At 72.1% G+C, this 24848-nt stretch carries 21 protein-coding genes; 4 read left to right on the plus strand and 17 right to left on the minus strand.

All coding sequences use genetic code 11. From position 1 onward, the window contains the following. Both JF597_RS10880 and JF597_RS10885 read left to right on the plus strand, forming a co-directional pair. On the plus strand, positions 1-411 hold the full coding sequence (locus JF597_RS10880; protein WP_293992323.1) for a thioesterase family protein: 411 nt from the start codon (positions 1-3) through the stop codon (positions 409-411). After that, positions 408-1076, plus strand: a complete 669-nt coding sequence (locus JF597_RS10885; RefSeq protein ID WP_293992325.1) for a hypothetical protein — start codon at positions 408-410, stop codon at positions 1074-1076. The genes JF597_RS10880 and JF597_RS10885 overlap by 4 nt, the downstream gene beginning before the upstream one ends. A gap of 12 nt (positions 1077-1088) precedes the next feature. Here JF597_RS10885 and JF597_RS10890 read toward each other — a convergent pair whose 3' ends face one another. Then, positions 1089-1493, minus strand: a complete 405-nt coding sequence (locus JF597_RS10890) for a globin (protein ID WP_293992327.1) — start codon at positions 1491-1493, stop codon at positions 1089-1091. Positions 1494-1587: 94 nt separating this feature from the next. Between JF597_RS10890 and JF597_RS10895 the strand changes: the two genes are divergently transcribed. After that, positions 1588-2562, plus strand: a complete 975-nt coding sequence (locus JF597_RS10895; RefSeq protein ID WP_293992328.1) for a methyltransferase domain-containing protein — start codon at positions 1588-1590, stop codon at positions 2560-2562. Positions 2563-2583: 21 nt separating this feature from the next. On the opposite strand, the gene JF597_RS10900 is transcribed toward JF597_RS10895, so the two are convergent. The 14 genes from JF597_RS10900 to JF597_RS10965 form a co-directional block, all read right to left on the minus strand. Continuing rightward, the gene (locus tag JF597_RS10900) at positions 2584-4275 is read right to left on the minus strand and encodes an FHA domain-containing protein (protein ID WP_293992330.1); all 1692 of its coding nucleotides are present in this window, start codon (positions 4273-4275) and stop codon (positions 2584-2586) included. A gap of 68 nt (positions 4276-4343) precedes the next feature. Next, the gene (locus JF597_RS10905; RefSeq protein ID WP_293992331.1) at positions 4344-5720 is read right to left on the minus strand and encodes a VWA domain-containing protein; all 1377 of its coding nucleotides are present in this window, start codon (positions 5718-5720) and stop codon (positions 4344-4346) included. A 154-nt stretch (positions 5721-5874) separates the two neighbouring features. Further along, positions 5875-7281, minus strand: coding sequence for a PP2C family serine/threonine-protein phosphatase (locus JF597_RS10910; RefSeq protein WP_293992332.1), 1407 nt, complete (start codon positions 7279-7281; stop codon positions 5875-5877). A gap of 3 nt (positions 7282-7284) precedes the next feature. Continuing rightward, positions 7285-9801: a serine/threonine-protein kinase gene (locus tag JF597_RS10915; RefSeq protein WP_293992334.1), complete on the minus strand. Its 2517-nt coding sequence runs from the start codon at positions 9799-9801 to the stop codon at positions 7285-7287. 2 nt (positions 9802-9803) lie between these two features. Further along, positions 9804-11129 (minus strand): hypothetical protein, encoded by a 1326-nt coding sequence (locus JF597_RS10920; protein ID WP_293992336.1) that lies wholly within the window; start codon positions 11127-11129, stop codon positions 9804-9806. A 47-nt stretch (positions 11130-11176) separates the two neighbouring features. Beyond that, on the minus strand, positions 11177-12217 hold the full coding sequence (locus tag JF597_RS10925; RefSeq protein ID WP_293992339.1) for a glutamate ABC transporter substrate-binding protein: 1041 nt from the start codon (positions 12215-12217) through the stop codon (positions 11177-11179). A gap of 14 nt (positions 12218-12231) precedes the next feature. Further along, on the minus strand, positions 12232-13587 hold the full coding sequence (locus JF597_RS10930; RefSeq protein ID WP_293992555.1) for a hypothetical protein: 1356 nt from the start codon (positions 13585-13587) through the stop codon (positions 12232-12234). Positions 13588-13993: 406 nt separating this feature from the next. Further along, complete coding sequence (locus JF597_RS10935) at positions 13994-14965, minus strand: BadF/BadG/BcrA/BcrD ATPase family protein (RefSeq protein WP_293992341.1); 972 nt, start codon at positions 14963-14965, stop codon at positions 13994-13996. Beyond that, positions 14956-16224, minus strand: coding sequence for a 6-phospho-beta-glucosidase (locus JF597_RS10940; RefSeq protein WP_293992344.1), 1269 nt, complete (start codon positions 16222-16224; stop codon positions 14956-14958). The genes JF597_RS10935 and JF597_RS10940 overlap by 10 nt, the downstream gene beginning before the upstream one ends. Before the next feature lie 6 nt (positions 16225-16230). Continuing rightward, the gene (locus tag JF597_RS10945; protein WP_293992346.1) at positions 16231-17124 is read right to left on the minus strand and encodes a carbohydrate ABC transporter permease; all 894 of its coding nucleotides are present in this window, start codon (positions 17122-17124) and stop codon (positions 16231-16233) included. Positions 17125-17126: 2 nt separating this feature from the next. Continuing rightward, positions 17127-18068 carry a carbohydrate ABC transporter permease gene (locus JF597_RS10950; RefSeq protein ID WP_293992349.1) on the minus strand — a complete coding sequence of 314 codons (942 nt, stop codon included), beginning with the start codon at positions 18066-18068 and terminating at the stop codon, positions 17127-17129. 2 nt (positions 18069-18070) lie between these two features. Then, on the minus strand, positions 18071-19414 hold the full coding sequence (locus JF597_RS10955) for an ABC transporter substrate-binding protein (RefSeq protein ID WP_293992351.1): 1344 nt from the start codon (positions 19412-19414) through the stop codon (positions 18071-18073). Positions 19415-19479: 65 nt separating this feature from the next. Next, the gene (locus tag JF597_RS10960; protein ID WP_293992354.1) at positions 19480-20691 is read right to left on the minus strand and encodes an ROK family transcriptional regulator; all 1212 of its coding nucleotides are present in this window, start codon (positions 20689-20691) and stop codon (positions 19480-19482) included. 323 nt (positions 20692-21014) lie between these two features. After that, entirely contained in the window at positions 21015-21842 is an 828-nt protein-coding gene (locus JF597_RS10965; RefSeq protein WP_293992356.1) for a hypothetical protein, read from the minus strand. 258 nt (positions 21843-22100) lie between these two features. Between JF597_RS10965 and JF597_RS10970 the strand changes: the two genes are divergently transcribed. Then, positions 22101-22631 (plus strand): hypothetical protein, encoded by a 531-nt coding sequence (locus JF597_RS10970; RefSeq protein ID WP_293992359.1) that lies wholly within the window; start codon positions 22101-22103, stop codon positions 22629-22631. 12 nt (positions 22632-22643) lie between these two features. Here JF597_RS10970 and JF597_RS10975 read toward each other — a convergent pair whose 3' ends face one another. Both JF597_RS10975 and JF597_RS10980 read right to left on the minus strand, forming a co-directional pair. Continuing rightward, on the minus strand, positions 22644-23264 hold the full coding sequence (locus JF597_RS10975; protein ID WP_293992361.1) for a Uma2 family endonuclease: 621 nt from the start codon (positions 23262-23264) through the stop codon (positions 22644-22646). 131 nt (positions 23265-23395) lie between these two features. Further along, positions 23396-24499: a mechanosensitive ion channel family protein gene (locus JF597_RS10980; RefSeq protein WP_293992363.1), complete on the minus strand. Its 1104-nt coding sequence runs from the start codon at positions 24497-24499 to the stop codon at positions 23396-23398. Positions 24500-24848: the final 349 nt, after the last annotated feature.

A 24848-nucleotide genomic window follows, 5' to 3' on the forward strand; every position in this document is an offset into this window, starting at 1 on the left:
TTGCGCCATCTCTACCGCTGCCCCCTGCGCTGGTCCGACATGGACGCGTACGGCCATGTCAACAACGCGGTCTTCATCCGCTACCTGGAGGAGGCCCGGATCGACTTCCTGTTCCGCCCGGACAAGGAGTTCAAGCAGGGGTCGGTGGTGGCGCGCCACGAGATCGACTACAAGCGGCAGCTCGTCCACCGGCACCACCCGGTCGACATCGAGCTGTGGATCACCGAGATCAGGGCCGCGTCCTTCACCATCACCTACGAGGTGAAGGACGACGACCTGGTCTACGTACGGGCCTCGACGGTCGTCGTGCCGTTCGACTTCGACGCCGGACGGCCGCGCCGGATCACCGCCGAGGAGCGGGACTTCCTGGAGGAGTACCGCGACGACAAGGAGGAGGCCGTCGCGGCATGACGGTGCTCCACCTCGCCGACGAGGGGGAGGCGGCGGACCTCGCGGCCTTCCTCTCCCGGCTGCTCCGCTACGACCGCTCGGCCGCGGTGCGGCTCCAGGCGGCCGGTACCGCGCTCGCCGTCTTCGGGCGGCCGCCCTCCTTCGAGGTGCTGGCGATCCGCGCGGTGCGGCTCGCCAAACCGTACGAGGACGGCCTGGACGTCACCCTCGACGTCACCGTGTCGGCGGGGGAGCTGCTGGAGTCGGTGGACGAGCGGGCCGCCACGGCGGCCGTGCCGAAGGCGGTGACCGGGCCGCCGTGGGCCGGCGTGTTGCCGCCCCGGGGCGGCTGGCGGGCCGAGCCGGGGCTGCCCGCGCCGCGGGCGCTGCGCGCCACGGTCACCGCCGCGGTCGGTGAGTTCCGGTCCCGTACCGAGGAGCTGGCCCCGGACGCCCGTACCCGGGCCGAACTCGACCGGATCGGACGGGAGATCTGGTCCCGGACGGTCGGCGGCACCCGGCTGCCGGTGCGGGCCGTCCACGCGGCGCAGTCGCTGGGTTTCCTGCGGCCGGACGACGAGGCCGTGCTGCTCTCCGCGGGGGCGTGGCTGCGGCTGCGGACCCCGTTCGGGTCGATCGCCGTACGCCGGGCGGGACTCGGGGCGCTGGACGTCAGCGTCCGCTGACCGCGGCGGCGGTCAGTCGGGGGTGTTGATCATCGAGGCGGCCGCGTAGGTGAGGTAGTTCCAGAGCTGTTCGCGGTGCTCCTCGGAGAGGCCCAGCTCGTCCACGGCCACCTGCATGTGCCGCAGCCAGGCGTCGTGCGCCGCCCGGTCCACGGTGAACGGCGCGTGCCGCATCCGCAGCCGGGGGTGGCCGCGGTTGTCGCTGTACGTCGTGGGACCGCCCCAGTACTGGATGAGGAACAGGGTGAGCCGCTCCTCGGCCGGCCCCAGGTCCTCCTCCGGGTACATCGCCCGCAGGACCGGGTCCTCGGCGACGCCCTCGTAGAAACGGTGGACGAGCCGACGGAAGGTCTCCTCCCCGCCGACCTGCTCGTAGAAGGTCTTCTCCTGCAGCGTGCCGCGCCGAATCTCTCTCACCCGTACATGGTCTCAGACGGGGTGGCCCAGGACTCAAGGCTTAGGACCCCGGGAGGACACCGGGCAGGGCGGGGCACGCGCCTAGGGTGGGGACATGGGCGCCTACGACAGCGGGACCGAGGGGCTCGCCGCCGTGGCGCGGGCCGCGCTGGTGCGGGAGATCGACGCCGAGGGCGTCTGGGCGGCGGAGCCGGTGTGGCGGGAGGCGTTCACCGCGGTGCCCCGGCATCTGTTCGTGCCGTACTACTACGTCGCGGGACCGCGCGGCTACGAGCGCCGGTGGGGCGAGAGCCCGGATCCGGCGGCCCGGGAACGGTGGGTGCGCGGCGCCTACGAGGACGCACCGCTGGCCACCCGGCTGCGCGACGGCGAGCTGCTCTCCTCCAGCAGTCAGCCCTCGCTGATGGCGCGGATGCTGGTCGCGCTGGGGGTCGCGGACGGCGACCGGGTCCTCGAGATCGGCGCCGGGACCGGCTACAACGCGGCGCTGCTGGCGCATCGGCTGGGCGACGACGACCTGGTCACCACCGTCGACGTGGAGCCGGAGATCACCGAGTCCGCACGGCGGCACCTGGCCGCGGCGGGGTACCGGCCGGCCGTGGTCACGGGGGACGGGGCGCGAGGCGTGCCGGAACGGGCGCCCTACGACCGGATCATCGCGACGTGTGCGCTGCCGAGCGTGCCGCGGGCGTGGATCGCGCAGTGCGGGGAAGGGGCGCGGATCCTGACGCCGGTGGCGACGGGGCTGCTGGCGCTGACCGTTCTGGGCGGGGGGCGCGCCGAGGGGAGGTTCCTGCCGTCGGCGGCGTTCTTCGTGCCGTTGCGGGGCGTGCCGAGGGTGGGGGTGGGAGATACGGCCGGGGTGCCGTCCCAGGCCCTTGAGGACGAGCTGTTCCAGTTCCTGGTCGAGCTGACCCAGGGGGTGCTCGGTCCGCGGGAGGCGTACGAGGTGTGGGCGGGGGAGGGGCGGCCCGGGCGTGAGCGGTACGGGGTGAGCGTCGAGAAGGACAGGGAGTGGGTGTGGCTGGACGACCGGGAGGGGCCGTTGGTGTGGCCACTCCCGGCCTGAGCGGTGCGTACGCGCTAAGCCTCAGCCCCGCCGGACAGTGATCGTCGTCCAGGCGCCCACGTGCACCCGGTCCCCGTCCTGCAGCGGTACCGGCACGAACGGCTGGATCGGTTCCTCGCCGCCGTTCACCGTGGTGCCGTTCGTCGAGTTCTGGTCGACGACCGCCCAGCTGCCGTCCGGCTGCTGGACCAGGACCGCGTGCTGGTGCGAGACGCCCGGGTCCTCCGGCGGCACCGACAGGTCGATGTCGGGGGTGTCGCCGGTCGAGTGCCGGCGGCGGCCGATGGTGACCTGGTTACCGGTGAGCGTGCGCTGCTGCTCGGGGGAGTACGCGGGCAGGTTGAGGCCGGCCGCCTCCGGGCCCGAGCGCTGCATCATCGCCATGAAGTACTCGCGGTCCGGACCGATCGTCGCCGTCCAGGCCGCCGGAGCCTGCGGGGCCTGCGGGAAGGCGGGGCCGGGCGGGGCCTGGGTGGCGCCGGGCTGCGGGTAGCCGTAGCCGCCCGGGCGGCCGGGCGCGCCGGGGCCCGCCGGGCCTCCGGCCGGTCCGGGCGGGGAGATCACCCAGTCGTCGTCACCGCCGCCGAAGGACGGGTTGCCGGCCGGCTGCCTGGTCTCCTGCGGGAAACCGCGCGGCGCGGGCGGGGCCGACTGCTGGAAGGCGCCGGGAGCGCCGCCGGTGGTCGCACCGGGGCCGCCGGGCGGCGGCGGGACGGGCGGCCGGGACGGGTCCGAGCCGCCGAAGGGACCGCCGAAGGGACCGGCGGCGGGGCCGCCGGAAGGGTCGCGGGTGTAGGGCCCGGAGGCCTGGCCGGCGCCGGGAGGGGCACCGAAGGCGGACGGGCCGGCCGCGTTCTGGCCCGGGGCGCCGCCGAACGGCGAGGGCGGAGAAGAGGGACCGCGCTCGCCGCCGTAGGGCGGGGGAGCGGACTGTCCGCGGTCGCCGCCGCCGAAGGCGGGCGGGCCGGACTGTCCGCGGTCGCCGCCGAACGCCGGGGGACCGGACTGTCCGCGGTCGCCGCCACCGTAGCCCGACGGGCCGGACTGTCCGCGGTCGCCGCCGCCGAACGCGGGCGGGCCGGACTGTCCGCGGTCGCCGCCGCCGAACGCCGGAGGACCCGACGGACCCGACGGCGGTGCCGAGGGGCCGCGGTCGGCGCCGAAGGCGGACTGGCCGCCGCGCTCGCCCGCGAACGGCGTCGGGCCCGAGGGCTCGCTGCCGAAGGACGGGATCGGCTCGGCCGGACGGTTCACCTGCGAGGGGCGCGAGCCCTGGTACTCGTACGAGTCGCCGCCGCCGAACGACGGCGGGGCCGGCGGCCGGAAGGTCGGCGAGGCCGGGCCGCCGCCCGCGGGCGGGCGCGGGGCGGCCGGGGTGTACGAGGTGGCCGTGTTGGTCAGGAAGTTCCAGCGGCACTCCTCGCAGAACGGCGCACCGCCCTCACGGGGCGTACGGCACTGCGGGCACAGCTCCGGCTCGGGCGAGTTCGGCACGGCGGACAGATGGCGGCCGCCGCCCGCCGGACCCCCGGCCGTCGGGCCACTGCCCATCGGGCCGCCGGCCGGGGCGCCGGGCGCGGGCGGCGGGAAGCCGTAGCCGCCGGCGGTCGGCGGAGGCGGGGGCGGCGGGGGTACGGCACCGGCCATGCGGTGACCGCACACCTCGCACCAGTCGTCGGAACCCGACTGGTGTCCGTTCGGGCAGGTCGGCATGGCGGGCTTCCCTCTCTGTCAGGATCGTCCTGAACCTGTCTGGGTGGTCCTGCGTGTGGACTGTCAGGTCACTTCTTTACACGAACAGTCTTTGTGGACCGTGTCTCGAGAGTCATCTCGTCGGCCTCCTCGACCTTCGCCTTCAGTCGCACAGTACCTGTCGTGGCATCGACCACGTCCACCACCTTCGCAAGCAGTTTCGCAGTATCCGCGTTCCCGGAAGCGCTTGCCAACTGAACGGCCCGACCCAGTTTGGCCGTTGCCCCGTCCATATCGCCCGCTTTGCGGAGGTCCAGACCCTGTTGGATGGCTTGTGCCAGTTCGGCCTGGCCGGTGTAGTGGGCGACTTGGGGGTTGAGGGAGGTCGAGGCGGCCATGTCGTCCGTCCACACCGCCCTGATCAGGCCCTGTGCACCCAGGTTCTGGACACTCCCTCCCCCACTCTCGGCTGCGCTCGAGCGGGAGGTGCCCCCAGGCTGCGGGACGACCAACGACACGCGCGCGGCGAGCATTTCCTGGCCGAGGCCGGCCGTGGGGACCTCCACGCAGACGTGGTAGTCACGGGACTCGTCGCCCCAGGAGCCGGTGGGGTAGTCCCCGGCCCGCGGCCCGGCCTCGGTGCGGCGGCCGGTCAACTCCTCGACGGTGGGCGCCACTTGCTTGACGAATCTGATGGTGGTGCCGACCGGGGTCCACAGCCGCAGCGCGACGTCCGCGACCTCCTTGCCCATCGCCGTCTCCATCATCTGCGTGAAGTCGGCGGCCAGGCCCGTGGGGTCGGCGACTATGTCGGCGGTGCCGAGGAGCGCGGAGGCGATCCCTGTGACTTCTTTCACTTCCCAGTCGGTGCCGACACCGCGCGCGTCACAGGTGAACCGCCCGGCACAGGAGTCCAGGGCGGCCTTGAGGTCCTCCGGCGACTCGTGCTCGTTGCGGCCGTCGGTGAGCAGGATGCCGTGCCGGATGGTGACGTCCGCGGAGGACAGGAGCCGGTCCGCCAGCCGCAGCCAGGTGCCGATCGCCGTGCCGCCGCCCGCGCTGAGCCGGCGCAGCGCCTGCTTGGCCTGGTCCCGGGTGGAGCGGTCGGCCACCGCGAGCCGTCCGCCGCCCGGATAGACCTCCTTGGCCACGTGCGTGCCGCCGATCACCGCGAAATGGGTGCCGTCGCGCAGGGTGTCGATCGCGGCCGCGGTGGCGTCCCGGGCGTTGCGCATCTTGGTGGGCGGGTAGTCCATCGACCCCGAGCAGTCGACCATGATCGCGACCCCGGCGGCGGGCCCCTGCCCGGGGGCGTACGACGCCCCGACCGCGGTCCCGACGGTGCCGCCGCCGGTCGCCGTCACCGTGACGATCGCGTTGACCTCGCGGCCGCCCTCCGGCAGGTACTCGTTCTGGTACACGTCCACCGAGAACTGCGGCACGCTCGATTTCGAGAAATTGGCCATGACTGCTCTGGTCCCCCTCCACCCCACGCGTGGTGGGTGCTGACGGTGTGCGGACCGGTCCCCTCCGGTCCGCCGGTGCTTCCCCGTACGTCGTGCGCCGTACGCCTCTTTCCCCGTGCGTCTGTCTCCCGTTTGCGGCCGTTTTGCGGTGGCCTCAGGCGGATCCTGCCCCCTGCGGCGGTTCCGGGAACGGGAGCAGCGCCACTGTTACGTTGTCGTGGCCCCCGCCGTCCAGGGCGTGGCCGACGAGCACCCGGGCCGCGTGCAGCGGCCGAACGTCCGCGTCCGCGGGGACGACCTCGGCCATCTCCTCGGCCGTCTCCGCGTAGTTCCACAGGCCGTCGGTGCAGACCACCACCACGCCGGGCCGGTCCGGTTTGAAGGAAGCGGTGTGCGGCTCCAGCTCGTAGGCGTCCGCGCCGAGCCAGCCGGTGATCGCGTGGGCGCGCTCGTCGGCGTACGCCTCCGCCTCGCTCATCAGGCCCGCGGCGACCATCTGCGCGGCCCAGGAGTCGTCCTCGGTGAGCCGGGCCGCCGGGGCGCTCCGGTCCACCGGCACCCAGTAGACACGGCTGTCGCCGACCCAGCCGACCACCAGCAGGTCCGAGGCCACGATCGAGGCGACGATCGTGCACGCCGGAGCGTTCTGGTGCGGGGTGTGCTCACGGGCGGACGGGGGCTCCTCCGCGAGGGCGTTGACGGCCTGGGAGGCCGCGACGATCGCGTCGTGCAGCGCGGCCTGCGGATGGGTGCCCTGCGGCAGCGCGGCCAGCAGCGCCTCGACGGCGGCCCGGGAGGCGGCCATCGAGGCCTCGTCGGGACGGGTCGCCGAGGAGACCCCGTCGCAGACGACCGCCAGTGCGGCCGGGGTGCCGTCGGGCAGCGCGGTGTGGCCGACGGCGAACGCGTCCTCGTTGCGATGGTGGCGCAGCCCGCGGTCGCTGACGGCGGCCACCGGGCCCGCCTCCTGCTCCATGTGGTCGCGCTCGCCCGGCTGGGCGTGCCCGCAGTTCTCGCAGTAGCCGTCGTCGTCGACCCGGCCCGCGCGGCAGGCCACGCAGACCTTCGGCAGCTCGGTGGTGTCGGCTGTCCCGGCGGACTCGGCGGACTCGGCCGTTTCGGCGGCGGACGCGGCCACCCGCGGGTCCGGCGCCTGCAGCGGGTACTCGTCCGGCTCCGGCGGCCGGTCGAACCGCACCCCGGAGGCCGGCGACACCGGCGAACCGTGCGGGGGCGAGGCGTGCGGCGGCGGGGAGGCCGGCGAGCCGTGCGAGGGCGCCGACACCGGCAGCGGCTTGCCGCCCGAATCGGTGCCGGGCAGGTCGGTCGGCAGATGTGGTGCAGGGGGCGTACCGGAGCTCTCCGGCTCGGGCGGGGGCCAGTCCACGCCCGAGGATCCCACACCGGCGGCGCCCATGGTGAGGGTCGGGTGGTCCAGCGGCGCGGCGGGCACGGCCGACAGGTCGTACCCGCACGCGCCGCAGAACAGGTCACCCGATTCGAGCGGCTCCGCGCAGCTCGGGCACTTCGCCGGTGCGGCCTGCTGGGGCATCTGCGACATCAACTACACCCACGTCCGGGGGCGGTAACGGTTGGCCCGTTCCACCAGGTCGATCCTCTCCTCACCGCCGGTCGCCAGTCTGGCCAGCGTGCGGTACGAGCGTTCCAGGCCGAAGCGGAGGCCCCGCTCGTCCAGACCGCTGCCCAGCAGCACCCGGCCGCCGACAGTGGGCTGGGAGTCCTGGCCCCCGGAGAGTATCCAGTCCAGCGCGCAGCCGAGGACTTCCGCCGACAACTGTTCGCGCCGGGCCGGATCCAGACCGTACGCGTCCAGCGCCTCGATCTGCCCGGCGGCGGCCGTCAGGTCGTCCAGGAACGGCGTGTCGCCGACGGTCGCGGTCCGGTGCCGCAGCCGCGCCCGTACGGCCGCCACCCGGGCCGCCGTGTAGTGGATCGAGGCCTCCGGCACCGACTCCAGCGTCCGTACGGCACCCTGCCGGTCGCCGGCCGCCAGCTGCACCCGGCCCAGGCCGAACGCGGCGCTGACGAAGCCCGGGTCGGTCGCCCACACCAGCCGGTAGTACTCGGCCGCGTTGTCCAGCTGGCCGAGCACCTCCGCGCACAGGCCGAGCGCCAGCTTCGGCGCGCTCTCGCCGGGGAAGGCGTCGTAGATCGCGTCGAAGGCGAGCGCCGCGCCCTCGAAGTCGCCGGTGACCAGGCCGGCCACGCCCCGGCACCAGACCACCCGCCAGTCGTCGGGCCGCTCGTCCTCGAGCCGGCCGAGGCTCACCAGGGCGGCCTCGAAGTCGCCGTTCTCCAGCCGCGCGCGGACCTGCCGCAGCTCGGTCTCGACCGTCTGCGCCGGCGCCGCGGCCAGCGCGCTCAGCAGGCTGACCTCGCCCACCAGCGAGGTCGACAGGCCGGCCAGGAAACCGGCGTTCGGGTCGCTCTGGTCGACCAGCGGCACCGGCAGCGCGAGCGCGGCGGCCGGGGTGTCGATGGGCCTGACCAGGGCAGGGTCGGCCGGGGCCGCGGCCGGACCCGACGGCTCCAGCGCGAGCGTCCGGGAGGCCACCGCCCGCGCGCCCAGCCGGGACACGTCCCCGTCCAGCTTCGGGAAGAGCTCGGTGTCCGTGACCTTCACCTCGGGCCCGAACAGCGTCGACAGCGCGGGCCGTGCGGTGCCGGTCTGCACCGAGACGACCTCCCGCAGCACACCGGTCAGTTGCTCCGCCATCTCCTGCGCGGAGGCGAACCGGCGCGCCGGGTCGGGGTCGGTGGCCCGGACCAGCAGCCGGTAGAACGACTCGTACTGCCGGAACACCTCGATGTTGTCCGGGTCGGGCAGCGAGTCCACGAACACGGTCGTGTAGCCCTGGAAGTCGAAGGTGAGGACCGCGAGGGTCCGGCCGACCGTGTACAGGTCGGAGGCGACGGACGGGCCGACCTCGGCGACCTCCGGGGCCTGGTAGCCGACCGTGCCGTAGATGGCCGACTCCTCGTCGTCCATCCGGCGCACCGCGCCCATGTCGATCAGCTTGAGCTGGTCCTCCGTCTGGATGGCGTTGTCGACCTTGAAGTCGCAGTACAGCAGGTTGCGGCTGTGCAGGTGGCCGAGGGCCTCGAGGGCCTCGATGCCGTAGGCGCACGCCTGCTCCACCGGGAGCGGGTCGCGGCGGCCCTCCGGGGTACGGCGGCCGTTGGCGATCTCCTTGAGGGACTTGCCGCCGACGTACTCCATGACGATGTAGCCGTCGAGGGAGCCGGTGCGCTGGTCCAGGTGCTCGACGAAGTTGTAGATCCGCACGATGTTGGCGTGCTCGATCTCCGCGAGGAACCGCCGCTCGGAGATCGCCGCGGCCATCGCGTCCTGGTCGCCCGTGTCCAGCAGGCCCTTGAGGACCACCCAGCGGTCGGAGACGGCCCGGTCCACCGCGAGGTAGATCCAGCCCAGGCCGCCGTGCGCGAGGCAGCCCACGACCTCGTACTGGCCGTGCACCACGTCGCCGCCCTTGAGCTTGGGCACGAACGAATACGGGTTGCCGCACTTGGTGCAGAAACCCTCGGTCCGGCCCGGCCGCTCGCCGCGGGCCCGCCCGACCGGCGCCCCGCAGTCCGCCCGCGAGCAGAACCGCTTGCGCTCCGGCACCTCGGGGTTCTCCAGGACCATCTCGCGCGGGTCCGGCTTCGGCACCTGCGGCACCGTGACCAGACCGGCGCCCAGCCGGCTGCGCCCGGACGTGCTCGCCGAGGAACCGGAGCTGCGCACCGACACCGAGCGGCCCGTCGACTTACCCGACAGAGACCGCGACAGCCGCCCGGAGACCGAGCGCCGCGACTTCGAGGACTGCGACGACGTACGCGAACTGCTCCGGCTGCTGCGGCCGCTGGACCCCGAACTCCCGCTGCCCGCCGAACTCTTGCCGCCGGCCGTGATCCCGGTGGGCGGCGATTCCAGCGTCCCCTTCGCCGAGACGACCGGCGCCAGCCCGCAGGTGTCGCAGTACAGCTCACCGCCGCCGACGTCCTCGTACGACCCCTCGCAGCCCGGCCGCTGGCAGCTCTCTCCCGCCTGACTCACGACTACTCCCCCCTCCGGTCCTCGGGCCCGCTCTGCTGCGGCACCCGCGGCGCCCCCAGCGCCTCGGCCACCGACCGCTGGTAGCGCAGCACCGCCTGCTCCGCGACCCTCAGATCGCAGGGCGCACTCCACAGCATCCGCCGGGCCGCGTCGTACCGCTCGATCAGGAACGGGTCCTCCGCCAGCCCGTGCCGGGCCACCTTCGCCTTGTACGCGTCCAGCCGGCCGCGCAGCTCCGCACGGACCGCGAGCGGCGCGGTGACCGCCGTCAACGACTCACGGGCCCGCAGCAGTTCGTCCTCCGCCTTCTGCTCCAGGGACTCCAGCAGCGGCGACAGGCGATGCCACTGGGCCCCTCTGCGGTACTCGGCCGCCGTCGCCAGCTGCTCCTGCAGTGCGGTCGGCGGGCCGCTGACCACCGGTACCTCGGTCGCCGCGATCTTCGCCAGCACCTCACCGCGTGCCGTGCGCGCCTCGGCGAGGGTGCGGTCCGCGCGGGACAGCACGTCCCGCAGCCTGATCAGCCGGGCCTCGGCGTCCTGCCGTACCGTCAGCACGGCGTCGATCTCCCGCCGCACCTCCTCCAGCGCCTGCGCCTCCCGGTCGTACACCGTGGTGTCGGGCCGGCCGCCGCCGGGCGCCGAACTCCCCGGCGCCGGGACCCAGAACGCCAGCGGGTCCGACACGACGTCCTCGCGGAGCTTCGTCAGCGTGCGGGTGATCCGCTCCAGGTCGTCGCCCGCCGGGTGCTCGCCGGGGCGCACGCCGACGGAGTGCGCCAGCTTGCGGGTGCGCTGGAGCTCGGCGGCGAGTAAGTCGATCCGCGCGGGCAGCGCCGACCACACCGCGTCGGCGGTGACGACCATGTCCAGCGAGGTCGCGTACAGCTCGTTCATCCGGTCGACCAGGGTGGTCAGCGAGAAACGCTCGCTGAGCCGGCCGGCCGCGGACAGCAGGGTGGGCGCGTTCGCCGTCGCGGTCGCGCTGCCCGCCACCGTCACGGACTCGCCGCGCAGCAGCTCGGTCAGCTCCACCAGGTCCTCACGGCTGGACCAGCGGCGCCGGGCCCTGATCTCCCGGGCGGAGCGCAACGCGTCCGTGTAGGCGTCGAAATAGGCCCACAGCAGGGTGATCGAGGCGTCGGCGGCCGTCCACCGCTCCCGGGTCGTCCCGGTCAGCTCGGCGCCTTCGAGGAGCCTGCGGCCCGCGTGGTCCTGGAGGGCGAGCAGTGAGGTCTCGATCGCCTCGTGCTCCGCGCCGAGCCGCGCCAGCGCACGGTCCACCTCGTCCCGGTCCATCACCGGCCCGGCGGGGTCCGTGACGCCCATCGATCACCTCTCGCTTGCTCGTCGGGGCTGGGCCTCGCGGATGCGGGTCAGCTGGTGCGCAGGTACTGCGGCGCGGAAGGTTTCGACGCCGTCGAGTCCGCTCCCAGTGTCGCCGACAACCACTTGTCGTACGACGCCTGCCAGCCGTCGGACCGGTACTCCACCAGGATCTGGTTGACCCGGCGGACCAGATCCTTCGCGTCCTTCTTCATCGCCACCCCGTAGTACTCGGTCGTGAAGGCGGCGCCCTTGAGCTCCACCGTCGGGTCCTGGGCGGCCTGGCTCGCGGCCAGCGCGCCGTCGGTGACCACCGCGTCGACCTCGCCGAGCTGCAGCCGCACCAGGCAGTCGAGTTGGTTGGGGACGGTGGTGGAGATGTCCGCCGAGGCGGTCAGCTTCCCGGACTTCTTGTCGGCGGCGAGCTTGGTGTACGCCGTCGAACCGGCCGCCGTGCAGATCCTCTTGTGCGCCAGCGTGCCGTTGTAGCCCGTGATCGACGACGACTTGGGGGCGAGGACCTGCTGCCCGGTCTTGAAGTACGGCGCGGAGAACGCGACGTCGTTCAGCCGGTCGCAGTTGATGGTCATCGTGCGCACCACCATGTCGACGCGGCCGTCCTGGATCGCCGGTATCCGCTGGCTCGTCGGAATCGCCTTGAACTGCACCGCGTTCGGGTCGCCGAGGATGTCCTGGGCGATCCGGTGCACCAGGTCGATGTCGAAGCCCTCCAGCTCCGCGTCCGAGGTGTTCGGGTTGCGGTAGCCCCAGCGGTAGCTGTTCTGGTCGACACCGACGATCAGCTTCCGCTTGGCGCCGGTCCGGGCCTTGATGGCGTCGATGGTGGACCCGTCCGCGCCCGACGGCGACCAGGTCTCGTCCTGCGCCCGGGAGTCCACGCACTGGTCGGCCTTGGCCGGGGTGCCGGTGGCCAGCCCCGGGCCGCCGAGCCCCTCGCCCTGCCCGCCCGCACCGCGGGACTGGGTGAGCGGCAGCAGCAGGACGAACGCCAGCGCCAGGACGCAGCCCACCGCCATGGCGCCCACCCCGCCCCAGCCGCGCAGGGAGACCCGCATCCTCCGCACGAACATCGCCACGCCCCCTCTCACCGGTACTCCGAAAGCCTGCGCCCGATGCCGAACAGCGCGCCGGCCGCCGCCGCGACTCCCAGCATGGCGGCACCGATCGGCAGCCCGGACATGGCGTCCCGCCCGTCGGTGGCCTGCTCCTGGAACTCGGCCTCTTCGTGGGCCAGCGCGTTCTTCAGGTTCGTGTCGACGCTGTCGAAGCACTCGGCGGTCGCGCCCTTCGCGCCTATCACCGCGTCCAGCGCCGCCTGGTAGTCGCCGTTCTCGTCCTCGGCGCGGGCGGCCGCGTGCCGCTCCTTCCACGCCTTCATGTTCCCCTCGGCCGACACGACGGGCTTGCTGCCGGCCGTGTCGTCCGCGAGCGCCGCCGCCTCGGTGAGGCCCTTGCCGAGCGCGGTCATGTCCTTGTCGAAGTCGTAGTAGTACGCGTCGTACGTCTGCCCGCCGACCGTGACCGTCTCGGCGCCGCGCGCCACCAGGCTCAGGTTCTCGTTCCCGCGCGCCTTCAGGGAGGCGATCCGGGCGTCGTGCAGCACGTTCAGCGACCGGACGCCGTGGTCGTAGGAGCCGTCCAGGCCGGAGCGGGCGAGGGTGTGGCCGACGACCAGCCACAGCAGCGTGACGAACGTGGCCGCCGAGGCCGCGACCAGGCCGTGGTTCAGCAGGCGGTTGGTCCGGCGGTAGTGGCGCAGCTGGGCCCAGGCGAGAGCGGCGAGCGCGAGGAGGCCGAGGACGATCGCCGCCCAGGGGTAGGGGGTCGCGTCCGAGTAGTCGGAGGCGAGGCGCGCGTTCTCCTTCGTGTAGAGGTCCTCCGCCGCCGGGAGCATCTCCTGCTGCATCTTCTCGTTCGCGTACCGCAGGTACGCGCCGCCGACCGGGTAGCCCTGCCGGTTGTACACCCGGGCCCGCTCCACCAGACCCTTGTACTCCGGCAGCAGCGTGTTCAGCTTCGCGACGGCCGCCTCGGAGGGCGAGCCGGGCTCGGAGTTGGCGGCGGCGGTGACTAGCTTGGCGGCGGCGGTCCGGATGTCCTTCTCGTACCGCGCGCGGGAGGCGGGCGTCTCCTGACCGCCCGCCAGGAAGCCGCTGGAGGCGGTGGTGTTGGCGTCCGCCAGCGAACGGTAGATGTCGGCCGCGCCCGAACTCAGCGGCTGGCTGCGGTGCAGCACGTCGTCCGCGGCGGCCGCGCGGTCGGTCATCTGCCAGGCGGTGACGGCGCCGAAGGCGACGATCAGCACGGCGAGGACGGCGCCGATGGCGCGGAGCCGGCCGGGTTCGGTGGTGGCGGCGGAACGGAGCCGGTCGACGCCCTCGGCGAACGCGGTGCGGCGGGCCGGCGTGGGGGCGCCGGGGCGGGTCCGCTGTGCGGGCAGGGCGGTGCCTGCGCCTGGCGGTGCCGCGCTCTTCGTCGGCGGGTGTGTCACTTGACCTCCCCCATGGTCATCCGGTCGCCGCCCAGTATCGCCGCCGCGACGGACATTCGGCACCGGCCTTCACTGGATCTTGATCGGATCGCAGCGGAACCCCTGCCCATGAATACGCCGCGGGCATCGGTTCGGTTCCGGAGGGGTGGTGACGGTGCGTTCCGGGGCGCGGGTGCGTGGGGGGCTGGTCGCGCAGTTCCCCGCGCCCCTAAAGGGGCGCTTCAGCCGCGGGCGTCATGTCAGCTGACCCAGCCTGCGGGCAGTGGTGCTGCTTGGGGCGGCACGGGTGGGCGCTGGGGGAGGCACCCTGCAAGCGCCGGTAAGCCTCCCCACCCCCGCCGAGCCCCACCCCCCGTCACCCCTCGAAGTACGCCCGCACCCTCTCCTGCACAGCCACCCCCGCCCCCACCGCGTCCAGCCCCAGCAGCGCGGCGCCCAGCACCGGCCGGGCCGTCACCACCCTCGGTACCGCCTTCGGTGCCCGCGCTGCCAGCAACTCCCGCACCCCGTCGTCGAGTTGCGGATGCCCACCCGCGAGCACGCCGCCTCCCAGCAGCACCGGCGTCTCCTCGTCCAGCAGATCGAGGCGCGTCAGCGCGACCACCGCCATGGCCACCACCTCCTGCGCCAGCCGGTCCACGACCGCCCGCGCCACCGGGTCGCCGTCGGCCGCCGTCGCGAACAGCACCGGCGTCAACTCGTGCCGCCGGGCGGGCTCGACCTCCTCCCGGTGCAGCGCCTCGATCAGCGCGAGCATGCTGCCGTACCCGAAGTACGCCGGGAGCGCGCGGGCCAGGGCCGTGTCCTCACCGCGGCCGTCCTCCGCGCGTGCCGCGTGCCACAGGGCCTCCTCCGCCAGTCCCCAGCCGCCGCCCCAGTCACCGGAGATGCGGCCGAGGGCGGGGAAGCGGGCGGTACGGCCGTCGGGGCGCATGCCGACGCAGTTGATGCCGGCGCCGCACACGACGGCGACCCCGCGCGGCTCGGTGACACCGGCCCGCAGGATCGCGAAGGTGTCGTTGCGGACCTCCACCGCCGCCCCCCACCCGCGCGTGGCCAGCGCGGCGGCCAGCTGCTCCTCCTCGAAGGGGAAGTCGGCGTTGGCCAGGCACGCCGAGACGTGGGCGGCCGAGGTGACCCCGGCGGCGCCGTACGCCCCGGCGACCGCCGTGGCCACCTCGTCCACGGCCTGCTCCACGCCCACCACCGGCGGCCGGAAGCCACCGGCCCGGGCCGTGGCGAGGATCTCGCCGTCCGCCGCCACCACCACGACGTCGGTCTTGCTGTTGCCCGCGTCGATGGCGAGGACACTTGCGGTCAGGCCCACGCGAGGTGCTCCCGGTTGTGCGCGATCAGTCGGTCGGTCAGGGCGTCGGCGTACTCGTACTGGCCGACGAGGGGGTGGGCGAGCAGCGCGCGGAAGACGCGGTCCCGGCCGCCGCGCAGGGCCGCCTCCAGGGCCAGCTCCTCGTACGCCGTCACGTTCGCGACGAGCCCGGCGAAGAGCGGGTCGACGTCCGGGACGGGCAGCGGCCTCGGGCCGGCCGGGCCCACCGCCGCCTGGACCTCGATCACCGCGTCGTCGGGGAGGAAGGGCAGCGTGCCGCCGTTGTAGGTGTTGACCACCTGGTAGGGGTTCCCGGCGCTGCCCAGCAGTGCCGCGGCCAGGTCGACGGCCGCCTCCGAGTAGTAGGCGCCGCCCCGCTTGGCGAGCAGCTCCGGTTTCTCGTCCAGGGCCGGGTCGCCGTACATCGCCAGCAACTGCCGCTCCATGGCGGCGACTTCCTCCGCCCGGGACGGCTTGGTGCGCAGCTCCCGCACCACCTCGTCGTGCGCGTAGTAGTAGCGCAGGTAGTAGGAGGGGATGACGCCGCCGAGGCGGTCGAGGAGCGCGGGGGGCAGCTTCAGGTCGGCGGCGATGGTGTCGCCGTGCTCCGCGAGCAGCTTGGGCAGGACGTTCTCGCCCTCGGGGCCGCCGAGGCGGACCGCCGTCTCCCAGGTGAGGTGGTTGAGGCCGAGGTGGTCCAGGTGGATCTCGGAGGGCGTGACACCCAGCAGGTCCGCGAACTTCCGCTGGAAGCCGATCGCCACGTTGCACAGCCCGACCGCCTTGTGGCCGGCCTGAAGCAGCGCGCGGGTCATGATCCCCACCGGGTTGGTGAAGTCGATGATCCAGGCGTTCGGGTTGGCGCGGCGGACCCGCTCGGCGATGTCCAGGACGACGGGCACCGTGCGCAGCGCCTTCGCGAGGCCGCCGGCGCCGGTGGTCTCCTGGCCGATGCAGCCGCACTCCAGCGGCCAGGTCTCGTCCTGCTGCCTGGCCGCCTGGCCGCCGATGCGCAACTGGAGCAGCACCGCGTCGGCGCCCTCGACGCCCGCGTCCAGGTCCGGGGTGGTGACGATGCGGCCGTCGTGGCCCTGCCTGGCGAAGATCCGGCGGGCCAGTCCGCCCACCAGTTCCAGGCGTTCGGCCGCCGGGTCCACGAGGACCAGTTCCTCGATCGGCAGGGTGTCCCGCAGGCGTGCGAAGCCGTCGATGAGTTCGGGGGTGTAGGTCGAGCCTCCGCCGACCACAGTGAGTTTCATGCTTGGTTAACCCTTCACTCCGGTGAGCGTGACGCCCTCGACGAACGCCTTCTGGGCGAAGAAGAAGACGAGGATCACGGGGGCCATGACCAGCACGGTCGCGGCCATGGTCAGGTTCCAGTCGGTGTGGTGCATGCCCTTGAACGACTCCAGGCCGTAGGAGAGGGTCCAGGCGCCCGGGTTCTCCGAGGCGTAGATCTGGGGGCCGAAGTAGTCGTTCCAGGCGTAGAAGAACTGGAAGAGGGCGACGGCGGCGATGCCCGGCTTGGCCATCGGGATCACCACCCTGAGCAGCGTCCGAAGGTCGCCACAGCCGTCCACCTTCGCCGCGTCCAGGTACTCGTTGGGGATCGTCATCAGGAACTGGCGCAGCAGGAAGATGGAGAACGCGTCGCCGAACGCCATCGGCACGATCAGCGGCCACAGGGTGCCGGAGAGGTCCAGCTGCTTCGCCCAGAAGAGGTACATCGGGATGATGACGACCTGCGGCGGCAGCATCATCATCGAGATCACCAGCATCAAGGACAGGTTGCGGCCGCGGAAGCGGAACTTGGCGAGCGCGTACGCCACCGGGAGCGAGGACACGACGGTCAGGACGGTGCCCAGGCCCGCGTAGATCAGGGTGTTCTTCCACCACGTCAGGAAGTCCGGGGTGTCGAACACCTTCCGGTAGTTGCCCCACTCCCAGGTGTGCGGGATCAGGTCCCGGCTCAGCGCCTGGCTGTCGCTCATCAGCGAGGTCAGGAACACGAACACGAAGGGGAGGGTGAAGAACAGGGCGGCGGCGACGCCGAGGGAGTGGACCGCCACCCAGTTCAGCAACGCCTTGCGGCGGGCGGTGCGTTCGGCTTCCGACACCGGGGCCTTCAGCTCCGCCGGCCGGTCCAGTACTTGGGTCATCGTCAGTCACCTGCCTGGATGAGACCGCCCCGGCGCCGCATCAGGAACGCGGTGAACACCATGGACAGGACGAAGAGCACGAGGGCGACGACACACGCGGAGCCGTAGTCGAAGCGCTGGAAGCCGAGATTGTAGACGAGCTGGGGGAGCGTGAGCGTCGACTTCTCGGGATAGCCGGGCTCGAACTGGGTGCCCGCGCCCTGGATCACGCCCGAGGCGACCTTTCCGGCGATGAGCGGCTGCGTGTAGTACTGCATCGTCTGGATGACACCGGTGACGACCGCGAACATCACGATCGGCGAGATGTTCGGGAGCGTGACGTACCGGAACCGCTGCCAGGCCGACGCGCCGTCCAGTTCCGCCGCCTCGTACTGCTCCGTCGGCACGTCGAGCAGCGCGGCCATGAAGATGACCATCAGGTCGCCGACGCCCCACAGGGCCAGCAGGGTCAGGGCCGGCTTGGACCAGGTCGGGTCGTTGAACCAGCCGGGTGCCGGGATGCCGATCTTCTCCAGGATTGAGTTGACCGGCCCGGTCCCGGGGTTGAGCAGGAACGCGAACGCCATGGTCGCCGCGACCGGCGGGGCCAGGTAGGGCAGGTAGAAGAGGGTGCGGAAGACCCCCGTACCCGTCTTGATCTTCGTGATGAGCATGCCGACGCCGAGCCCGAAGACGACCCGGAGCGACACCATCACGACCACCAGCCACAGGGTGTTGCGCAGCGCGGGCCAGAAGTACGGGTAGTGCTCGAAGACGTACGTCCAGTTCTTCGTGCCGGTCCACGTCGGCGCCTTGAAGCCGTCGTAGTGCATGAAGGAGAAGTAGACCGTGGAGATCAGCGGGTACGCGAAGAACACCGCGAACCCGATCAGCCAGGGCGACATGAAAGCGACCGTGCGAAGCGCCGACCGGCGGCGCTTCGACGCCAACGTGATGGTGCTCATCGCTACTTGGCCTGCGCGATGTCCGTGTCGATCTGCTTGGCCGTGGCCTCCAGACCGGACTTGAGGTCCTTGACCTTGCCGCTCTCGTAGTCGTACCCGAAGTTCTGGATCGTCGCCAGGTACACACCGCCGTTGATGGAGGCGGGTGACGTCGTCGAGTTCGGGTTCGCGGCGATGTCCAGGAAGGTCTTGAAGCGCGGGTCGTACTTCAGCTTCGGCGACTTCAGGGCGGCCAGCGTGGACGGCACGTTGTGGATGGCGTTGGAGAAGTTCACCACCGCGTCCGTGTCGGTGGTGATGTACTTGACGAACTCCCAGGCCGCGTTCTGCTTCTTGCTGGTCGCGGCGATACCGGCGATGGTGCCGGTGATGTAGCCCTTGCCGTACTGGGCGACCTGGTCGTCCGGGACCGGCAGCGGGGCGACGCCGATGTCGAACTTCGGCTTGGTCGCGAGCGCCATGCCGAGCCGCCACTCGCCGTCGAGCTGCATGGCGACCTGGCCGGTCTGGAAGGGGTGCTTGTCGCCCCACTCGTCGCCGAGCGTCGCCCGGTACTTCTCCAGCTTCTGGAATCCGCCGAGTTCGTCGACCAGGTCCTTCTGCAGCGTGAACGCCTCGGTGAAGGCGGGGTCCTTGGCGATGTCCGACTTGCCGTCGGAGGTGAAGTACGTCGGCGAGAACTGCGCCGCGTAGTGCTCGGTCGTGGTCTCCCAGCCGTGGTAGTCCGGCATGAAACCGAGCTGCTTGTAGCTGTCGCCCTGGTTGATCGTCAGCTTCTTGGCGTCCGCCTTGAACTCGGTCCACGTCTTCGGCGGGCTGGTGATGCCGGCCTTCTGGAACGCCGTCTTGTTGTAGTAGAGGCCGTACGCGTCCCCGAGCAGCGGCGCCGTGCAGCGGTTGCCGTCGTACTGGGTGTACTCGTTCATCGCCTTCGGGAACGTCGTCTCCGGGTCGATGCCGGACTTCTTGAAGAACGGGTTCAGGTCGACCAGCGCGCCCGAGGAGCAGAACTTGCCCACGTTGTTGGTGGTGAACGACGAGATGACGTCCGGGGCCTTGTCGCCGCCGCTGCGCAGCGCCTGGTTGATCTTGTCGTCGGTCATGTTGCTGACGACGTTGACGTGGATGTTGGGGTGCGCCTTCTCGAAGCCGGCGATCAGCGCGTTGACCGCCTTCACCTCGTTCGGGGCGCTCCAGGCGTGCCAGAAGTTGATGGTGGTGTTCGCGGAGGCGTCGTCGTCGGCTCCGGAGGAGGACTGACCGGTACAGGCGGTGAGCAGGGCCAGCGAACTGGCCGCCGCGGTCAGGGCAAAAGCCGTCTTTCGGGCAGTAGAGGGTATGGGCATGGCGAGATCTCCCGGGGCGGGCGGTGAGCGTGGGAAGGACTGGCTGTGCGGGGGTCTGAGGGTTCTCAGCGCGAGGTGTCGAAGACCTCGTCGCGGGTGGTGGCGAGCGCACTCTCCAGCGCGCCACGCAGCACGGGGTGTTCACGGACGTCGCCGACGACGAGCCGTGGCCGGGCGGCCGCCAGCTCCTCCAGTTCGGCCTGGACGAGGGCGCGCAGCACCTCGCCGCCGGCCGTCAGGGCGGTGCCGCTGAGGACGACGAGTTCGGGGTCGAGGACGGAGACGAGGGAGGCGAGACCGGTGGCGAGCCGGGTCGCGTAGGTGCGCAGCAACTGGTGGTAGGGCCCGGAGGCGTGGTCGGCGGCGCGCGCGACGAGCTCGGCGGCCACCTCGTCGTACGGCCCGGCCGGCAGGTCCTCGATGCCCAGCTCCCGCGCCAGCCGGGGCACGGCCTGCGAACCGGCGAGTTCCTGGTAGCCACCGCTGTTGGCCTTGGTGACCTGGCGGACCAGCGGGGTGCCCGGCACCGGCAGGAAGCCGACCTCGCCCGCACCGCCGGTCCAGCCGCGGTGCAGCCGGCCGCCGAGGACCAGGGCGGCGCCGAGGCCCTCCTGGCTCCACAGCAGCACGAAGTCGCCGTGGCCGCGGGCCGCGCCGAGCTGCTGCTCGGCGATGGCGGCGAGGTTGACGTCGTTCTCGTACTCGACCGGCATCGGCAGCGCGGCGGCGAGGTCGTCGAGCAGCGCGGGGGAGTGCCAGCCGGGCAGGTGCGAGGCGTACCGCAGCCGGCCGGTGTTGGGGTCGAAGGCGCCGGGCGTGCCGATGACGACCCGGTGGACGTCGTCCCGGGCCAGTCCGGCCGCCTTCACGGCGCCGTCGAGGGCGTCGGTGACCTGCCGGACGACGGACTGCGCGGAGCGCCGGCCGGGGGTCGGCAGCTCGTACTCGCCGACGGTGCGGCCGGTGACGTCGGCGACGGCGGCCCGGATCCGGCCCGGGTTGACGTCGAGGCCGGCGGCGTGGGCCGCACCGGGGTTCACCGAGTACAGCTGGGCGTTGGGGCCCGGCCGGCCCTCGCTGGTGCCGGTCGCCAGCACCAGCCCGGCCGCCTCCAGGCGGGCCAGCAGCTGGGAGGCGGTCGGCTTGGAGAGGCCGGTGAGCTTGCCGATCCGGGTGCGCGAGAGCGGGCCGTGCTCCAGCAGCAGGTCCAGTGCGGCGCGGTCGTTCATGGCGCGCAGGACGCGCGGGGTGCCCGGCGTACCGGCGGTTCCTGCCATGGGTGTCGACACCTGCCTTTCCAGCCGCTCAGTTTCCCAGTGACCTGGGCCTTCGGTCCAGCCGGGTGACCGGCTCCGGCCGGCCATCCGTTGATCACTGTTAGGAAAGTTTCCTGTTGGCTGGAAAACGTAGGCCGCCGGAAGGGGGCCGTCAATAGCCCGCAGGGGCGGCAACCCAGTCGTTACCTGGGCTTGGGCATGCGAAGGGTGCACAAGAGACGCACGGGAGGCGCGCGAAGGGGCATGCGAAGGGGCATGCGAAGGGCCCGCCCGGAAGATCCGGACGGGCCCTGCGGTGTGTGGACGGCTGCTGAGCAGGAACGTCACTTCACCTTGACGTAGTCCCCGGTGGCCTTCGCCGCCGCGGTGGTCGCGGTACCCGCGAAGACGTACCGGTAGTAGCCGCTCTTCGACGCCTTCACCGTGGTGGTCAGGGCGCCGCCGGTGCCGGAGGTGATGCCCTTGACGTTCGTGTACGTGGTGCTGCCCGCGGCGCGGAACTGCAGGACGGCCTTCTGCCCCGAGTAGCCCTTGTACGACGTGGAGTCCCAGTCCGCCCGGGTCAGCTTGCCCCGCACGGTGATCGTCTTCCCCTTGGCCACCGGCTCCGGCGAGGCGTCGGCGGTCAGCCTGGCCGCACGCTGCACCTTCGCGGTGGCGAGGTTGCCCCAGATGGCCACGTCGGACTCGGCGCTGAGGAAGTCGTCCGAGGCGGTGCCGTCGGCGTGGGCGTACAGGCCCCCGGCCTTCCAGGTGGTGGCGTCCGCGGCCTCGAACAGGTCCAGGCCCGGCTCGACCTGGATGGTCTCGGAGCAGCTCTCGGTGACCGTGGTGTCCGTGGTGGCGGTCGTCGTGCAGGCGGGCATGGTGCCCGGGTCCAGCTCGTTGTCGAGCGCCCTCAGCGTGCCGCGGTAGAGGATCACCGCGGCGAACGTCTTCTCGTTGTCGATGACCAGGTCGGCGGGCCGGGTCATGGTGTACGTCACCGGCACGCTCACCGTCTTGCCGGTGCCGACGACGATCGCCTTGCCCTTGTTCACGGTCACGTCGGAGAAGACCAGGTTCGGCGTGGCAGCGGAGGCGGCGGGGGCCGCGATGCCGGCCAGGGCCAGGGCGCCGGACAGGGCGGTGCCTATGGCGAGCTTTCTCATGTTTCCCCACATTCGAGGCGGGCCCCCGGGGCGACGTCGCGCTCCCGAGCAAGGGCCCGTAGTGGGGCGACCATAGATCATCACGGAGACGGGGAGAATGCGGGGGGCCTGTGAAGACCGTCTGAATCCGGCCACCGGCCGATTCGTGATCACGGCTGCGTCACGATCTTCGTCCGCTCTGGTGGAGACGGCCCCTCTCACCGTTTCCTGCTTGTGGTCCGGCTACCGGCCAGGAGAACCAGAAGAACGGGGACGCGCGTGGCCCACCGAAGACGGCTGTTCGCCCGGCTGCTGCGGCGCGGCTTCGTCGACTTCGTGCCCTTGGTGCTGGGGATGTACGTCATCGCCGTCATCGACGACGGCCTCACCTGGCCGGCGCTGCGCGAGGCGACCGCGCTCCCGGCGGTCGTGGCACTGACCTGCCCGCTGTGGGCGGCCTGGCGGACCCGTTCCCTGGTGCGCCGCGCGCGCGAACTGGGGGTCGAGGCCACCGGGAGGCTGCTGGACGGCACCCAGACCCACACGGTCACGGGTATCCCGTTCGACCGCGTCCGCGCCCGGCTGGAGGCGGCCAGGCGCGCCTCGGACCTCACCGCCGGCAACCCGCTCCGCTTCCGCTGGCACCCGTACCGCACCCGGGCGTCGGTACAGGGTGAGGTCGCCTACGACACCGTCGCGGGCGAGGCCCATGTGGAGGTCCGCACCTCCGGAAACCTGGAGCACGGCCTCTTCCGGGGGGCCGCGTTCACGGCGCTCTGCGAGATAGTGCGCACGGTGGAAGGCCGTTGAGCCGAGGGCCGCTCAGTCGCTGAGGAAGGGAGCCGTGTCCAGCCTGGGGTAGGGGGCCGGGAGGGGGAGCGGGTCGCCGAGGCTCACCTTCTCGTCGGTCCTGTAGTACGCCTCGGTGGGGTCGTCGCCGGGGAGGACGGGGTGGGTGTAGCAGTGGGCGATCTTGGCGTGGCGGTCGATCAGGACGTAGATCGGGATGCCGACGGCGGCGTAGGTGCGGAACTTGGGGCCGGTGTCGGTCTCGTGGTTGGTCGAGGTGACCTCCCCGACCAGGGTGATCATGTCGGCCGGATACCAGCCTTTGTGTGCTTTGCGGTACGACTCGTCGAGTTCGGTCGCCTGGCGGCGGCGGACGTAGAAGTCAGGGATGAACAACGCCATGGTCTTGCCGTCCTTATGGCAGGCACGGTAGCCGTTGCCCATGCCCACGAGTCGGACACCGGCGGCGCGGAACTGGAAGCCCAGCTCGAATGCGCCGTGGTTGTGATTGTCGTTCGGTGTCGGCGGCACGATGGCCATCCCCTCGACGTACTCGGGTCGAATCGGCGCTACCGACGCCTCCTCGATCGCGATCAACAGATCGATGGGGTCCTGCTCCGTCATGACCTTCTCCATGATCGGTTCGGCGCTCATCCCTGGTCCTCCTCGCACTGATGCCAGGCTAAGCCCGCACTGGGCGCCCCGGCAGAACGATGGGGCACCCCCGCGCGCCCGACGCCGGAATGCCCCACCGTTCACTCGAACGAGCGTGCTGAACCGTTCCGCTACCGTCCGCCCGTCGCCGACCGCGGCGGAGCGATCGGCGTCGCCGCCGCCACCTGCGGCGAGTCCGAGTCGGCGAACACCGACGGCGCCGCCACCGCGGCCGTGCGGTCGGGGGTCTCCTCGTCCAGGAGTACGGCCGTCTCGCCGCCCACGATGCGGATGTGCGCCGCGTCGAACGCCCGCTTGATCCGCCAGCGCAGCTCGCGCTCCACGGTCAGCGCCTTGCCCGGCATGGTCTTCGCGGAGACGCGGACCACCATCGAGTCGATGAGCACGGAGTCCAGGCCGAGCACCTCGATGGGGCTCCACAGGACCTCGTTCCAGGGCTCTTCCTTGGACATCTTCTCGGCGACCTCGTCCAGGGTGGCGCGGACCTTGTCCAGGTCCTCGCTGGCCCGCACGGTGACGTCGACGCCCGCCGTCGCCCAGCCCTGCGAGAGGTTGCCGATGCGCTTGATCTCGCCGTTGCGGACGTACCAGATCTCACCGCTCGCCCCGCGCAGCTTGGTCACGCGCAGGCCGACCTCGACCACCTCGCCGGAGGCCACCCCCGAGTCGATGGTGTCGCCGACGCCGTACTGGTCCTCCAGGATCATGAACACGCCGGACAGGAAGTCGGTGACCAGGTTCCGGGCGCCGAAACCGATCGCGACACCGGCGACACCGGCGGAGGCCAGCAGCGGCGCGAGGTTGATCTGGAAGGCCGACAGCACGGTCAGCGCCGCCGTGCCCAGGATCACGAAACTCGCCACCGACCGCAGCACGGACCCGATCGCCTGGGAGCGCTGCCGCCGTCGCTCGGCGTTGACCAGCAGCCCCCCGAGCGTCGTGCCCTCGGCGGACTCGACGGTCCGGTTCATCCGGTCGATGAGCTTGGTGATCGCCCGCAGCACGACCCTTCTGAGCACCACCGCGATCACCAGGATCAGCAGCACCTTCAGCCCTGTCGCCAGCCAGGTCGACCAGTTCTGCTCGACCCAGCTCGCGGCGTTGGTGGCGCTCTCCTGGGCGTCCTGGAGCGTGGGCACCGCCGGGGTCGACGAACCCGAGGGGCTCGGCGACGGCGACGAACCGGCGGCCAGTAGGACGGCGGGCAAGGACACGGCGGGTACCTCCAGGCGGTGCGGTACTGCCCTCCGGTACGGCGATCAGGGTCGGGTACGGCGTTCAAGGTCACGGAAAGGTCACCGGACGGACAGGAACACCACACTAACGGGGCATCGTGTGTGGGCCCTGCCGATACGCGAAGGAGAGACCGCGCTCACGCCTGCTTCTCACCACCGCTTGAACAGGCCCGCTTGAAACAGGGTGCGGGCGGGGGATGAATGCGGTGTGGTCGAAAACACTCCCAGCCCGTTACCGGGAGATGGTGGCGCGTCCACCTGGCAGGAGGGGAGACTGGCCACAGATCGTCCCGGCGCAAGCCACGCGCCGCCGACGCCCAAGGAGGCC

Origin of the sequence: Streptomyces sp. (assembly GCF_019510245.1) — a bacterium.
GTDB lineage: Bacteria > Actinomycetota > Actinomycetes > Streptomycetales > Streptomycetaceae > Streptomyces.